Here is a 15,096-nt window from a genome sequence, read left to right on the forward strand (position 1 = left end):
AATTACAATTAGCATAATTTAACTATCTTAACGCAATAATTATAAACAATGATGAAGAAGAATTTACTTATATTTTTATCTATTATTTTTTGTACAACTATATTTGCACAAAATCCAACAATAAGCTTAAGTACTAATCAAAACACAATATGTAGTACTGGCAACGATTCTATTGTTATTAGCATTAATGCAACTGGTATTTTTCCTAATTCCGATATTGTGTTATATGCTTCTTCCGATTCAACATTTAATCCTTACAACAACCAAGGCGATAGTATTGGTTTTATACATATAAGTGGTGAAAATAGTGGTGGTTTAATATTAAATACTACTTGTCCAACCATTCTAGGTATTTTTATTGATGCATGTAATAATAATGGTCTATCAGAACCTGCTAACGAGTATATATTAATGAACTCTGGCAGTGGTTTTTCAGTTAATGGTTTAGGCGTAGATTTACCTAATGGTGGAAGTACTGGAACTAATGCAGATATTAATTATAATGGTAGTGCTTGTCAATTTACTACAGTTTCTACTACGCTAATGGATAGTTTGCGTGTTGGGTTTTGTAATGCTACTAATTTAATTGCTGCTAATCCAGGAACTACTGTACCAGCTAATGCTTTAGTTATTATTTTTTCTGGTGCTGGAGAAAAATATCCTTATAATTTTAGTAGTTTATGCGAATTGGGTGTGCCTATCTATATTCTTCAAAGTGGTTGTGAAAGAAGTAGTGGTGCTTTTGTAAATAATGATGCCAATGGGACCACTTGCGATCCAAGTGCAAGTTCTAAGTATAGAACTACAGGTGTTTATTACAATGGTTGTGAAAACGAATTAACTTATACTAGATGTGGTTTACCAGTTTATGATAGTAATAATCCAAATGAAGGAGACGGTAACTATGTAATTCGTATAGATGTTGATACTGATACTTCTTCATTTGCAAATGGTGGAATGTCTAACAATGCTGCCGATAGATGCAATGGTGTTAACTTTGATTCATTAGCTAATAACTTGTCATTTACTTACCACATTCCTACAAGTTTTTGTAATGTAGGAAAACAATACATTAAAGCTATTGCTAAACCAAGTAGCGGATATGCAGTTCCACCTTTATCTAATAATGTATCTTTTAATTTAATTTGTAATGATGTTAGTGCTTCTACAGATAATACTACGATTTGTAGTGGAGAGAATGCTGCTATCAATATATCAAGTACTAATCCCAATGCAACACTTTCATGGACAGTTAGCGGAGGAACAAATATTAGTGGTGCTAGTGCAGGAACAGGAACTACAATAAACCAAACACTTACTAATAATGGTACTGTTACTGATAGTATAATTTATACCATTACAGCTACAGATAATGGCTGTACCAAAAATACCACAATAAAAATTTATGTAGAAAAATGTACAGCATGCATTCCTAACTTCATAGCACCAGATACGGTTTGTTTGGGCGATTTAGTAAGCATACAAAACCTCACCAACTGTGGTACTACTTATGATTGGAATATTTGTGAGTATACAGATTCGTTTGCTATAAGTGGATTAAATATTGGAAACCCAGATGGTGAATTAGAATTACCAAAAGAAATAGTAATTTATAATGATAATGGAAATTATATTGGATTTGTTTCTTTAGATGCAGGACTGTTACCAACTATTCGACTCAATTTCGGTAATAGTATTTTAAACAATCCATCAGCAACTGTAATATCAAATCCATTTCTCAATAACGGTCTTAGCTTAAATGGTTTTGATATCATTAATGATAACAACAACTGGTATATGTTTATGACAGCTAGTGGAACAAGTCATACAAATAATAATAAAATTTTCAGATATGATTTTGGTAGTTCATTATTAAATACTCCAACTATAAGTTTATATTACGATATTACAAATTCTGGCAATAACTTTAATTCATATTGTGCGGGATTGAAAGCAGAAAAAGAAAATGACAACTATTACTTATTTGTAAGTTCTACCTCAGGTAGAATTGATAGATTTGATTTAGGAAACTCACCTACTAATAGTGTAGTAAATAGAACAACACTAAGACCAGATTGTTCTGTTACAACCTATTGTAGTTATGGTAATTATATCTATAAACTAGAACATAATGGAAAAAAATACCATTACTTTATCATGGGTATTGATAATGAAATAATTCGTTTAGATTATGGTAATAATTTTAGCAATATACCAATAGAAACTGCTATAAATATGCCTACTCAAACATTTCCTAATCAATTTGACCTAACCAGTTTCTTACCTTACTTTGACTGTGGTGAGTTTAGAGGATATACCTTTAATAGAAACACCAATAAAATGATAAAACTATTATTTTCTTCTTTTGATGACCAATCTCCAGTTGCTTTAGAAATAGGAAATATAGGAAACATTAGTAATCCACAATATTTTTCAAATGTAATTAGTGAGTCAGGAGATATTTATTCTTTTGTTACAAATAGAAATGATTACACTATTACAAGACTAAGACTCAATGAGTACGATTATACTAACTGTATCAGCTCTACTGAATTTGAACCAACACCTATAACCTTTGACTCATTAGGTATTTATACAATAAAACTAACAGTAGACAAAGGTTTAGCTTCCGAAACTCAAACTTGCCAACAAATTGTAGTGGTAGATACAGTTAAACAACCATTAATAGTAGGCAATACAAGTGTTTGCACTGGCGATTCAATTGTCTTATCAATAAGTAATGTACAAGATAATGTTACTTATACATGGACAGGACCAAATAGCTTTACCGCTACAGATACTACTATTAAAATATTAAATGCTACCAACACTAATGCTGGACAATATACCGTAACAGCAACTGGTTATTGTGGTAGTAAAACAAATAATGTTCAAATAACTTACTGTATAATAGATAATGAATGTAATTCAGTTATGCCAACTTTTGCAAAAGCTTTTGGAAATCAGTCCGAAAATACAATTAGAAGTGTTCACTATTCTGAAAACGATAATGCCTACTATGTCGCTAGTACATCAAGAATATCTCCTAGTGTTACCATTCCTGTAGTATCTAAATTAGATATTTCAGGAAATCTAATATGGAATAAATCAATAGATGATATTAATGTAGGTACTTTAGAAATTAGCGAAGTAACTGCAGGAGGTGATTTAATGTTATTAGGATCTTTTGGCGAAGATTTTTATTCTATTAGAATGAACAAAACAGGTACAATTATCTATTCAAAAAAATATAGCTTTAATAGTTCTGCTAATGCTAGAAATATACAAATTGCCAAAATTGAAAACCAAAATTATTATTTTACTAGTTGGTATGATGCTACAGGAGGAATTGAAGATGATATTATGGTGACTAAGATAGATGAAAATGGCAGTGTACTTTGGAGTAAATTATTTGATTCTGGATTTGATGATCAAGGACAGCATTCAAGAGTTTATTCTGATGCAAATGGAGGAATAGTTTTATCAAATACACTAGCAGGTAGTTCTAACCTTAATGAATGTGTTTTAAGTATATCATCATTAGGAAATGTAAATTTCAATAAGGCAATAAATGGAAGCGACAAAGAATCTTCTAGGGTTATTAGACCAGTTTCTGATGGTTTTCTAGCGTATGGCTTAAATAAAAACTCTAATGTATTCTTAAATAACAATAAAGACAATATTCTCATAAAGTTAGATGTAAATGGAAACTTTATGTGGGGGAAAAAGATAAATGCTCCATCTGGAACTGATATTTCTTGTTCTACTTGCCCAAATGTATTTTATAATGTAGCTGAAGATGCTAACTACTATTATTTATCTACCAAAAATGCAATTGCAGGATATGATAGTCTTGTCTATATTATAAAACTAGACAAGCAAGGCAACTTTATAAAAGGAAAAGTTTTTGATGAAACAAGTATTAATCCATTATATATGGATGTAGATAAGAGTATGGTAATATCTTTTGGATACACTACAAAAAAATATGATAATTTATTAAATGACAGATCTTCTTATTTGGTAGTAGCTGATACAAGTTTAAATTGCTATTGTAATGCTACAAGCTTTACTCCAATTATAGAAAACTATACAACTAGTACTTATAATGCTACAAATATTAATACTACAAATTTAACAGTTAGCATTACCAATTTAACAAGTACTTTATCAGATATTAATTATTTAGACAGCAATGATTGTAGTTCTTGTTTCTTAATTGATAGTATTGTAGGAGATACTATTATTTGTGATAATAATTTTATAGCATTAAGTATAAATGATGTTTACGATTCAATTCGTTGGTCTAATAATTTAATATCGCCGAGCATTAATATCAATCAACCAGGAACTTATTCTGTAATAGCTTATCTAGATGAATGTGTGTTTATGGATACAATTAACATAACAGCACAGCAAAGTCCTACAAAACCAAACTTAGGAAATGATACTGCTTACTGTGGTAGTTTCTCTAGAACTTTATCTACTGGTGATGCTACTACTTCTTGGAGTACTGGTACTACTGGTGCTAGTATTACTATAACTCAAGGTGGAACTTATATTGCTACTATTACAACAAACTGTGGTGTAGTAAGCGATACGATTATTATCACTCAAAATACTATACCAACTATTAACTTAGGAATTGATAGAAATATTTGTAGTGGAACTTCTACTACGCTAGATGCTACTACAACTAATGCAACATATACTTGGAGTACTGGTGCGTCTAGTGCTAGTATTACGGTTAATCAAGCTGGTACTTATTGGGTTGATGTTACTGTAAACGGTTGTTCTGCTAGAGATAGTATTGTAATTGGCGTAGTCAATCCTCCTACAAAACCAAACTTAGGAAATGATACTGCTTACTGTGGTAGTTTCTCTAGAGTATTATCTACTGGTGATGCTACTACTTCGTGGAGTACTGGTACTACTGGTGCTAGTATTACTATAACTCAAGGTGGAACTTATATTGCTACTATTACAACAAACTGTGGTGTAGTAAGCGATACGATTATTATCACTCAAAATGCAATTCCAATAGTTAATTTAGGTGCAGATTATAATATTTGTAGTGGAACATCTACTACTTTAAATGCTACTACTACAAACGCATCATATGTTTGGAGTACAAGTGCTACTTCTGCTACGATTTCAGTTACTCAAGCAGGAACTTATTGGGTTGATGTTACTGTAAACGGTTGTTCTGCTAGAGATAGTATTGTAATTGGCGTAGTCAATCCTCCTACAAAACCAAACTTAGGAAATGATACTGCTTACTGTGGTAGTTTCTCTAGAGTATTATCTACTGGTGATGCTACTACTTCGTGGAGTACTGGTACTACTGGTGCTAGTATTACTATAACTCAAGGTGGTGAATACATTGCTACGATTGATAATGGTTGTGGTATTGCGAAAGACACTATCGAAATAACACAATATGATTTACCTATTGTTAGTTTAGGCAATGACACTGCTCTTTGTGGCGACTTACTATTAAGCATTCCTAGTGGATTTACTAATATTTTATGGAGCAATGGTTCAACAGACACTAGTATTATTATTAATAAAACTGGTTTATATAGTGTAACCGTTGCTAATCAAAATGACTGTGAAGCTACCGATGAAATTGAATTTACAAGTACTTGTGTCGACGATATTTTCATTCCAAATTCATTTACTCCAAATGGTGATGGTGTGAACGATATCTTTATGGTGCGAAGCAATAATGACAATATTATTGTAGAAAAAATGTTGATTTACAATAGATGGGGCGAATTAGTATACGAAGCAAATGAAGTTAGTGTAAACGATATGAATGGTGGTTGGAATGGCGATTACAAAAACAAAGGTGTACAAGCCGAAGTTTATGCTTACTATGTATTGCTTAGATTTGAAGATGGAAGTACTAAAAAATACAAAGGAAATATTACATTATTTAAATAACATATTATGAGAAAATTATTTATTTTATTTATTATGACAAGTTTATTTTTTACTGCTTGTAAAAACGAAGTTAAACAATATGATGAAGCAGAAGCTGATTTAGACTCTATGACTGTTGCTGACGAAACGGTTGAACCAAAAACAGATTACTACAATATTGATGACAAAATTTTACAAGTCATTCAAGATTTACCAGAGTACCAACAAAGCAATGCTCATATAGATTCTATTAGCAAGCATACTAAATCGGTAGCTGCAACTATTACTCCAAACAAGAAAGGCACATACGATGTAAAGTTAGGTTATAATGGTGATGAAAGATTTGAAACTTATTATAACTTAAGTATTGATACTACAAATTGGAAAGTAATGATTATTGATCCAATTGAAGGCGAAACACTTCCTATAGAAACATGGAGAAAAAATAAGCAGTAATTAACTCAGCTATATTTTAAACTACTATAATACTTGTATTGTAGTAGTTTTTTATTTGTAAGCATCAGCGTCCTCTATGAGTGACACTGATGGGAAGAGAGTTATAGATACTGAAACAAGTTCAGCAAGTAGATTCGCTACCTAACTTATTATTTTGTGAGATACGAACCAAGGTCAAGATGTAGAGATGGTTTATACTAACTTAAATTCGATTTTTAATCAGACCGTCTTTATTCTGATATCCATCTACAATCGTTATTTTGTCAATTATTCCATCGTAAAGGTCAAATACAACAAACGGTCCGTTTTCAATTTTTAATATAAAACTATCTTTATCAATTCCGTTTTGCGATTTCCAATTCAGTTGAAGATGATTTATTAAATTTATTATTTGGTGAATTTTACTTTTAGGTTTGATTTTAAAATCTTCAAAAAGTGAAATATCATACTTTTTATATTCTAATTTTTTGAACTCAAATGGTTTTTTTAAAAACTTAAACTCAATAGCCATTTCATTGATTGTATCGTCCGTAAATCCGTAACGATATGCTCCATAATGAACATAACCATAATTTTTTCCTCCGCTCACATTAGAGGGTTCCCCTAAAATAGAATATAAATCAGAAATTTTCATTCCCATTGTAATTCCATTTAAAGTTTTTCCTCCTTTTAAAAATTCAATCATTTTGGTTCTGAAACAGTTTCTCAAATTGCTTACAACTACTTTATTATTACTGCATCAACTTGCTGTAATATTTTTATATATCGGCAAGTTGTTGCTATAACAAGATACGCAATTATTTTTAATGGATAAATATTTAATTAGTAATTTATAGTTTTTTATTTGTAAGCATCAGCGTCCTCTACGAGTGACATTGATGAGAAGAGAGTTATAGATGCTGAAATCTACCTGCTTGAGAGACAGGCAAGTTCAGCAAGTAGATGTTGCTACTAAACTTATTGTTTCGTGAGACACGAACCAAGGTCAAGGCATCAGCGTCCTCTACGAGTGATACTGATGGAAAGAGAATTTATAAAAATATTATTACAGTTTTTTATACTACGCTTTATAGCAAACTCTAGTTTGTAGATTCGTTTAATACTGAAAATAAATAATAAATGCTTTGTTGTATTTCTTCAATACTGACTATCGCTTTGGCTTTGTATTGAACAATAATTCGTAGTGGTTTTTGTGAATTAATTTGGTGTTTTTGTAACCGAACAGCTTCTCGCATCAATCGTTTTATTCTATTTCGATCTGTTGCTTTGCCAAACTTTTTTTTAGCTACTACAAAGGCAAACTGATGACAAGTTGGCGTTGCTTCTGTTGTTTGATAATAAATTCTAATAATTCTATCTTGAACAAAGGTTCTGTTCTCAAAAAGCAAATCGATTGCTTTTTTGCTCTTTAGTCGTTCCGTTTGTTTAAACGAATATTTAATAGTTCCTTGAATGGATAATTATTTTCCTCTTCTTTCGCTAGAAACAGACAGTTTTTTTCTACCTCTTCCTCTTCTTGCATTAATTACTGCTCTACCTGCTTTAGTTTTCATTCTAGCTCTAAAACCGTGCTTATTTTTTCTCTTTCTTACTGAAGGTTGAAATGTCCTTTTCATAATCTTATTTCACTAAATTTTCAAATCGGAATGCAAAGATAATCATTTTTTTAAAAAATAATACTTTGCAACATTAAGTTATTGGAAATTATCGATTCATCATCAATAAAAACTCTTCGTTGCTCTTAGTACCACGCATTTGTTGTAATAAAAATGTCATTGCTTCTTCTGTATTCATATCTGCCAAATGCTTTCTTAAAATATTCATTTTGGCTACTACATCTGGTGCTAACAACAAATCGTCTTTTCTTGTAGAAGATGATGTTACATCTATTGCTGGATAAATTCTTCTGTTAGATAGTTTTCTATCTAATTGTAATTCCATATTACCAGTACCTTTAAATTCTTCAAAGATAACTTCGTCCATTTTAGAACCAGTTTCTATTAAAGCTGTAGCAACAATAGTTAAAGAACCACCATTTTCTATATTTCTGGCTGCACCAAAGAATTTTTTAGGATAGTGTAATGCATTGGCTTCTACACCACCAGATAAAACTTTTCCTGATGATGGTGCTACGGTATTATGTGCTCTTGCTAGTCGCGTGATAGAATCTAATAAAATCACTACATCATGACCACACTCTACTAATCTTTTTGCTTTTTGTAGTACAATATGCGATACTTTTACATGCTTGTCTGGTTGCTCATCAAAAGTAGAGGCAACAACTTCTGCGTTTACGCTTCGTTGCATATCTGTTACTTCTTCTGGTCTTTCATCTATCAACAATACAATTAAATAAACTTCTGGATGATTTTTAGAAATGGCATTGGCAATATCTTTTAACAACATTGTTTTACCAACTTTAGGTTGTGCTACAATCATACCTCTTTGTCCTTTACCAATTGGTGCAAACAAATCTACCATTCTAGTAGTATAGGTTGATGGTGTGTAGAACAAATCTAGTTTTTCTGTAGGAAACAAAGGTGTTAAATAGTCGAACGGAATTCTATCTCTAATTTCTTGAGGTGTTTTTCCGTTAATTGTATCTACTTTAACTAAAGCAAAGTACTTCTCTCCTTCTTTTGGCGGACGCACTGTACCTACAATAGTATCACCAGTTTTTAAACCTATAGACTTTATTTGTGATGGAGAAACATATACATCGTCTGGTGATGATAAATAGTTATAATCTGAAGAACGCAAGAAACCATAACCATCAGAAATGACTTCTAAAACGCCTTCTGCTTCTATAATACCATCTAAATCTACATTAAATTTTGGTTTTTGTTCTTGTTGAACTTTTTCTTCTTTATTAGTATCTACCGAATCATCTACTACTTTTCGCTCATGTTTTGGTTTAAACTCTTTTCTTTCAAAAGGTCTTTTCTCTGTATGAGTAGCTACTTCTTTTACTTCCTCTTTGGCTTCTTCTTCTTGTGTATCATCATCATCTTCTTCCTCACTTTCTTCAGAACCATCATCTAACACCGTTTTTATTACCTTTTTTCTAGGTCGTTTCTTTCTTTCAACAGTTGTTGTAGCTATAACTTCTTCTGTATCATTATTATTAGTATCAGACAATAGATTATCATCATCACTACTACCATTCATTGTTCCATTCTCCTGCTGTTTCATAATTAAATCTATTATCTCAGATTTTTTAGAGTTACCAATTTTAGATTTAGGAATCATTAAATCGGCAGCTAGTTGTTTTAAGTCGTTTAACAGTAAACTTTTAAGTTGTGCTTCTGTATGCATAAATAAATTAGAATTTTCTATATGTTGAATAACATTTTTTGTGTATATTGATATTTATATTGGATTGCTTGAAAATTGCTATATAAAGCAATTAGACGGTGCAAAGTAAAATATTTTTTTTAAATAAATCGTATTTCTAGTATTTTTTTTATGTTTTTGTGAATACTTTAACCAAAACTAAGTACAAATACAGTTTTTTTTATCTTTGCTAGATATAAAATACATTATGCTTACCATTGACCAACTTAGAAATAATACTAGTGCAGTAAAAGAAAAACTGAAAATAAAATTCTTTAACGATACTACTATAGTAGATGAAATTTTACAATTAGATGACAACAGAAAAAGTATTCAAAAACAATTAGACGATTTACTAGCAGAAAGAAATACGACTTCTAAAACTATTGGCTCGTTAATGCAAGCAGGAAATAAAGCAGCAGCAGAACAACTAAAACAAAATATTGCTACTATTAAAGAGCAAACCGAAACTTTAGATAGCGATTTGAAACAAACAGAGCAAAGCATCTTTGATAAATTGGTACAGCTACCTAATTTACCAAACGATAATGTACCACACGGAAAAACACCAGACGATAATAAAATACTGTTTACTGTAGATGAATTGCCTCAGTTATTTGAAGGTGCTTTACCACATTGGGATTTGGCTAAAAAATACAACTTAATTGATTTTGAATTGGGTGTAAAATTAACTGGTGCTGGTTTTCCTGTATATAAAGGTAAAGGTGCTGTTTTACAAAGAGCTTTAATTAGTTTCTTTTTAGATAAAGCGATTGAAGCTGGCTACGAAGAAGTATTGCCTCCACATATGGTAAACTACGATTCTGCTTTTGCAACAGGACAGTTACCAGACAAAGAAGGACAAATGTATCATGTTACTGAAGACAATTTGTATTTAATACCAACTGCCGAAGTACCTATTACCAATTTATATAGAGATGATATTATTGATGAGCAAGCACTGCCTATAAAAAATGCTGGTTACACACCTTGCTTTAGAAGAGAAGCTGGTAGTTATGGTAAAGATGTAAGAGGTTTAAATCGTTTGCACCAATTTGATAAAGTAGAAATTGTACGCATTGAAAAACCAGAAAATTCTTATAAAGCATTTGATGAAATGATTAAACATATTGAAGCTATTTTAACAGCTTTAGAATTGCCTTATAGAATTTTGTTTTTATGTGGTGGCGACATGACTTTTGCTTCTGCTCAAACTTTCGATTTTGAAGTTTATTCTGCAGCACAAAAAAGATGGTTAGAAGTAAGTTCAGTATCTAACTTTGAAACATTTCAGAGCAATCGACTTAAGCTAAGAATTAAAGATAGCGACAATAAAAAACAATTGGCTCATACATTAAATGGAAGTGCTTTGGCTTTAGCAAGAATTGTTGCCTGTTTACTAGAAAATCATCAAACAGAAAATGGTATTAAAATTCCAGCAGCTTTAATTCCTTATACTAAATTTGAGATGATAGGTTAACGCTTACTTTATATACAAAAACTAATCTATAATTTTCATTATTATAAAACTAGTAGATTTTTACTAATTTTATGGTGTATGAAAAAAATTATCATTATAAACGGACCAAATTTAAATTTGCTAGGAAAAAGAGAACCTGAAATTTATGGCAATCAGAGTTTTGATGATTTTTTGAAACAACTCCAAAGCAAATATGCAAATTTAGAAATCAGCTATTTCCAATCGAATGTAGAAGGTATTTTAATTGACAAAATTCAAGAAGTTGGTTTTAGTTATGATGGTATTGTTTTAAATGCTGGTGCGTACACACATACTTCTGTTGCTCTGCACGATGCTATAAAATCGGTTACTACACCAGTTATTGAAGTACACATTAGCAATACTTTTGCTAGAGAAAACTATAGACATCACTCCTATTTATCGCCAGTAGTAAAAGGTATTATTGTTGGATTTGGTTTTAAAAGCTACGATTTAGCTTTAGCAAGTTTCGAGTAAACTATTCTAATTCAAAATATTTTTCATTAATATCTATAAAAGAGACTTTATTGTCTTCTAAAATTTTTCTATATGTTTTAGTGTGATAATAATCATTATCAGATGAAATAATGACTTTCTGAAATTGATAATTTTCTTTTATTTGTTCTATATTTAGAAAGAGATTATCGCTTACAATTAAATAGTCTATTGCTAATGGTTTTGCAAATTTCCATCTAATATTATTTTTATTAAGTATATATAAATATTTATTTTTAAAATTGATTAAATAATCACTATATACAAATTCATTTAGTTGAAGATTAGTACTATCATTTAGAACAATGAATTCATTTGTTGTAATGCGATTGTATTTTTCATTGTTATCAATATTAAAATTATACTGTTTATCACTTATAGTATCAGTACTTATAATAGTAGATTTATTTTGATGATGTACGGCAAAACATAAATTATTTGGAATAGAATAAATAAAAAACTCATCTTTTTTCCAACATTGATAAGTAAGCCAATAAGCGTTGGCAATGCAAAAAACAAAAATGCACATTGCTAGTATGGTTAACTTCAACTGTTTGAATTTAAAAGCATAGACAAATAAAATCACTGCAATAAAAATCAACAATAAACTAAAATTACTTATATAGATATTTTGTATTTTACCTAAAGGCAATGTTACTAGTAATTGTGTCGATTTAATCAATAATGCAATTAAAAAACTATTTACTTTTCCTATAAATACAGCAATAGTAGGTACTAAACTAGCAGGAATTAATACTACTGACAGCCATAATATTAGTGTTGCCAATGGAATGGCAAAGATATTAGCAAGCAAAAAGTAGGTTGGAAAATTACCAAAATAGTAAATACTTAATGGCAAAGTAAATACTTGTGCTGCCAAACTTAATGACCACAATTGCCATATCCAGTTAATTATTTTATATTTTGAATAAAATAATATATTAATTGGTTGATACATTAAAAAAATGCCTAGCATAGCCAAGTATGACAGTTGAAATCCTATATTATAGATTAGTAACGGATTAAAAAGTAATTGAATAAAACATGCTCCAGCTAATAAATTTAAAGCAGTGCTTCTTTCGTTGTTTAACTTTCCAAAGTTTAGCAAAGAAAATAAAATTGCAGCTCTAACCACGGCTGGTGTTAGTCCTACAATAAATGCAAAAAGCCAAATTCCAATAGCTACACAACCAAATTTTATCCATTTTGCATACTTCTTTTTCTTAGGAAGAAATGAAAACAAAAAACTCAATAACATATATACGATACCAACATGTAAACCAGAAACCGACAAAATATGCATTAAACCACTTAACGCAAATGCTTGATAAGTATCTGCATCTAAATCTGATTTGTGACCTAACAAGATACCATCTGCTAGCTGAAAATACTTTTTATTAGGAATATATTTTTTTAGTATTGCTTGAACTTTTATTGATATATCATTGCTTTTTCTTTGCAAAGCATATTTTTCATCTGCTTGAAGTAATTTTATTTGCCATGGCTTCACATATGCTTGTTGATATATTTCACTATAAAACAAATATTTTTTATAATTAAATTGATGTGGATTTTTAGGTGCGTCAACTTCATTAATCCAAGATTTTATTAATACTTTATCACCAATATTATAATGTGTTATACTAGAATCTTTTGCTAGATAGAGTAATAAATTTCCACTACAATAATGTATATTTTGCTGACTATCTATAACTGCTTCTACACTTAATATTGTTCTATATGATTTTTCTTTTTCTAACAAAGGACTTTTAATATATCCAACTACATATTTATTCTCTTGTAGCGAAAAATGTTCTGTTTGATTTTTCTTCAAAAACAATGTAGTATAAGTCATTCCAAAAAGCAAACACAATAACGGAATTATAAGCAACCAATACTGTTTCAATTGCCATCGTTTCTGTAGTTGAAAAAAGATAAAAACAAGCGTAGTAATTAGTAGTGCAATAAGTGTTGATTTAAAACTAATAGTGCATTGAAAAGCAATAATTATTCCTACAATAAATGGAATTACTATTTTAATAAGTGGATAATAATATAAGTTTATTCTGCTTTGCACTAATCAAATATACAAATACTATTTATATTATAGTCATTTCTATAGATTTATCAATATGCTATTTTTATCAGATAGTAAATGATTATCTTTAGCAACAAATGACACTATCTATTGCTTTGGTATATTTACTAGGATTAATTAGTCCTGGACCAGATTTTGTAATGTGTGTAAAAAATAGTTTACAATACAACAGAACAACTGGACGATACACTGCTTTAGGTTTTGGCTTAGGAATTTTAGTGCATATTGCTTATAGCTTTTTGGGCATTGCTTATCTCATATCAACCAATAAAAACATATTTATAATAATACAATTATTAGGTGCTTTGTATTTATTATACATGGGAATTGGTGCCATAAAAAATGCCAATACTACTTTCCAAATCAACGAACAACATCAAAACAAGCAAGGACTATCTGCTATTCAAGCAATAAAATCTGGTTTTTTAACTAATATTTTAAATCCAAAAGCAACGCTATTTTTTCTAAGTATTTTTACGGTCATTCAAACAAAACAAGTACCATTACTCAACAGTATTTTACTAAGCATATTTTTTGTAATAGCAACTATTACTTGGTTTTATATTGTAGCAACACTCATTACACATCATAAATTTCAATCTAGAATAATAAGGTACAGTCATTACATCAATAAATTACTAGGAATTATATTAATATTTATTAGTTTAGAAATATTATATACTGTAATTAAAAATTTTGTTTAGCAATTTTTCTTTTAATTCTACTTAAAGAAGTTGGCGTTACACCAATAAAAGATGCTAAATATTTCTGCGGAATACTTTGCAATAGAGTTGGTTTGTCTAATAAATCTAAATAACGCGTTTCTGCATCATCTCTTTGTAGTGCTGTAAATCTTTCTAGCAAATGCAAAATTACATCTTCCCAATATTTTCGCATCAATTGTTGTAATATAGGAAATTCAATATATAAATTCTCTAAAACTGTTTTAGGTAAATACAATACTTCGGTATCTTCAATCGCTTGAATATAATATTGTGTTGGTTGTTCACTAATAAAGCTATAAATTTCTATTGCAGATGATTGTGCTAGTGCAAACCAAACTGAAATTTCTACATCGTGTTGTATATAATACATGCGTAAGCAACCACTATTTACAAAAACCAAGTCTTTGCAAATCTGTTCTTTCTGTAACAAAAAATCATTCTTTGCAATTACTTTTTGCTTAAACGACAGCACTAATTTTTCCTGTACATCATCAGGCAATGTTACATAACTATTCAAAAACGACTTCAAATGTTCATGCATAAAACAAGAAAATTTGGCTTTAAGA

The 15,096-nt window shown here is 30.0% G+C and carries 11 protein-coding genes; 5 read left to right on the forward strand and 6 right to left on the reverse strand.

Translation table 11 applies throughout. The features are described from left to right. Positions 1–48 precede the first annotated feature (48 nt). Positions 49–5,946, forward strand: a complete 5,898-nt coding sequence (locus tag H6553_13190) for a gliding motility-associated C-terminal domain-containing protein (protein ID MCB9034788.1) — start codon at positions 49–51, stop codon at positions 5,944–5,946. 6 nt (positions 5,947–5,952) lie between these two features. After that, positions 5,953–6,381, forward strand: a complete 429-nt coding sequence (locus H6553_13195; GenBank protein ID MCB9034789.1) for a hypothetical protein — start codon at positions 5,953–5,955, stop codon at positions 6,379–6,381. A 202-nt stretch (positions 6,382–6,583) separates the two neighbouring features. On the opposite strand, the gene H6553_13200 is transcribed toward H6553_13195, so the two are convergent. From H6553_13200 to rho, 4 genes are all read right to left on the reverse strand, one after another. After that, on the reverse strand, positions 6,584–7,066 hold the full coding sequence (locus tag H6553_13200; GenBank protein MCB9034790.1) for a hypothetical protein: 483 nt from the start codon (positions 7,064–7,066) through the stop codon (positions 6,584–6,586). A 394-nt stretch (positions 7,067–7,460) separates the two neighbouring features. Then, positions 7,461–7,835, reverse strand: coding sequence for a ribonuclease P protein component (rnpA, locus tag H6553_13205; protein MCB9034791.1), 375 nt, complete (start codon positions 7,833–7,835; stop codon positions 7,461–7,463). 6 nt (positions 7,836–7,841) lie between these two features. After that, entirely contained in the window at positions 7,842–7,997 is a 156-nt protein-coding gene (gene rpmH, locus H6553_13210; GenBank protein ID MCB9034792.1) for a 50S ribosomal protein L34, read from the reverse strand. 88 nt (positions 7,998–8,085) lie between these two features. Then, the gene (rho, locus tag H6553_13215) at positions 8,086–9,696 is read right to left on the reverse strand and encodes a transcription termination factor Rho (GenBank protein ID MCB9034793.1); all 1,611 of its coding nucleotides are present in this window, start codon (positions 9,694–9,696) and stop codon (positions 8,086–8,088) included. A gap of 226 nt (positions 9,697–9,922) precedes the next feature. Between rho and serS the strand changes: the two genes are divergently transcribed. Together serS and aroQ are read left to right on the forward strand one after the other, a co-directional pair. After that, on the forward strand, positions 9,923–11,194 hold the full coding sequence (serS, locus tag H6553_13220; GenBank protein MCB9034794.1) for a serine--tRNA ligase: 1,272 nt from the start codon (positions 9,923–9,925) through the stop codon (positions 11,192–11,194). Positions 11,195–11,272: 78 nt separating this feature from the next. Next, positions 11,273–11,689, forward strand: coding sequence for a type II 3-dehydroquinate dehydratase (gene aroQ / locus H6553_13225; protein ID MCB9034795.1), 417 nt, complete (start codon positions 11,273–11,275; stop codon positions 11,687–11,689). Position 11,690: 1 nt separating this feature from the next. On the opposite strand, the gene H6553_13230 is transcribed toward aroQ, so the two are convergent. After that, the gene (locus H6553_13230) at positions 11,691–13,784 is read right to left on the reverse strand and encodes a ComEC family competence protein (protein ID MCB9034796.1); all 2,094 of its coding nucleotides are present in this window, start codon (positions 13,782–13,784) and stop codon (positions 11,691–11,693) included. Positions 13,785–13,882: 98 nt separating this feature from the next. Here H6553_13230 and H6553_13235 point away from each other — a divergent pair, with 98 nt between their 5' ends. Continuing rightward, positions 13,883–14,509: a LysE family transporter gene (locus H6553_13235; protein MCB9034797.1), complete on the forward strand. Its 627-nt coding sequence runs from the start codon at positions 13,883–13,885 to the stop codon at positions 14,507–14,509. Here the strand turns inward: H6553_13235 and H6553_13240 are convergent. Next, positions 14,493–15,071: a Crp/Fnr family transcriptional regulator gene (locus H6553_13240; GenBank protein MCB9034798.1), complete on the reverse strand. Its 579-nt coding sequence runs from the start codon at positions 15,069–15,071 to the stop codon at positions 14,493–14,495. The genes H6553_13235 and H6553_13240 overlap by 17 nt on opposite strands. Positions 15,072–15,096: the final 25 nt, after the last annotated feature.

This window comes from Chitinophagales bacterium (genome assembly GCA_020636535.1).
In the GTDB taxonomy this organism is placed as follows: domain Bacteria; phylum Bacteroidota; class Bacteroidia; order Chitinophagales; family JADIYW01; genus JADJSS01.

Bases quoted from the DNA above. Each gene is read 5' to 3' on its own strand.
- H6553_13190 (MCB9034788.1), top strand. From the start codon at position 49: ATGATGAAGAAGAATTTACTTATATTTTTATCTATTATTTTTTGTACA.
- H6553_13195 (MCB9034789.1), top strand. From the start codon at position 5,953: ATGAGAAAATTATTTATTTTATTTATTATGACAAGTTTATTTTTTACT.
- H6553_13200 (MCB9034790.1), bottom strand. From the start codon at position 7,066: ATGATTGAATTTTTAAAAGGAGGAAAAACTTTAAATGGAATTACAATG.
- rpmH (MCB9034792.1), bottom strand. From the start codon at position 7,997: ATGAAAAGGACATTTCAACCTTCAGTAAGAAAGAGAAAAAATAAGCAC.
- rho (MCB9034793.1), bottom strand. From the start codon at position 9,696: ATGCATACAGAAGCACAACTTAAAAGTTTACTGTTAAACGACTTAAAA.
- serS (MCB9034794.1), top strand. From the start codon at position 9,923: ATGCTTACCATTGACCAACTTAGAAATAATACTAGTGCAGTAAAAGAA.
- aroQ (MCB9034795.1), top strand. From the start codon at position 11,273: ATGAAAAAAATTATCATTATAAACGGACCAAATTTAAATTTGCTAGGA.
- H6553_13235 (MCB9034797.1), top strand. From the start codon at position 13,883: ATGACACTATCTATTGCTTTGGTATATTTACTAGGATTAATTAGTCCT.
- H6553_13240 (MCB9034798.1), bottom strand. From the start codon at position 15,071: ATGCATGAACATTTGAAGTCGTTTTTGAATAGTTATGTAACATTGCCT.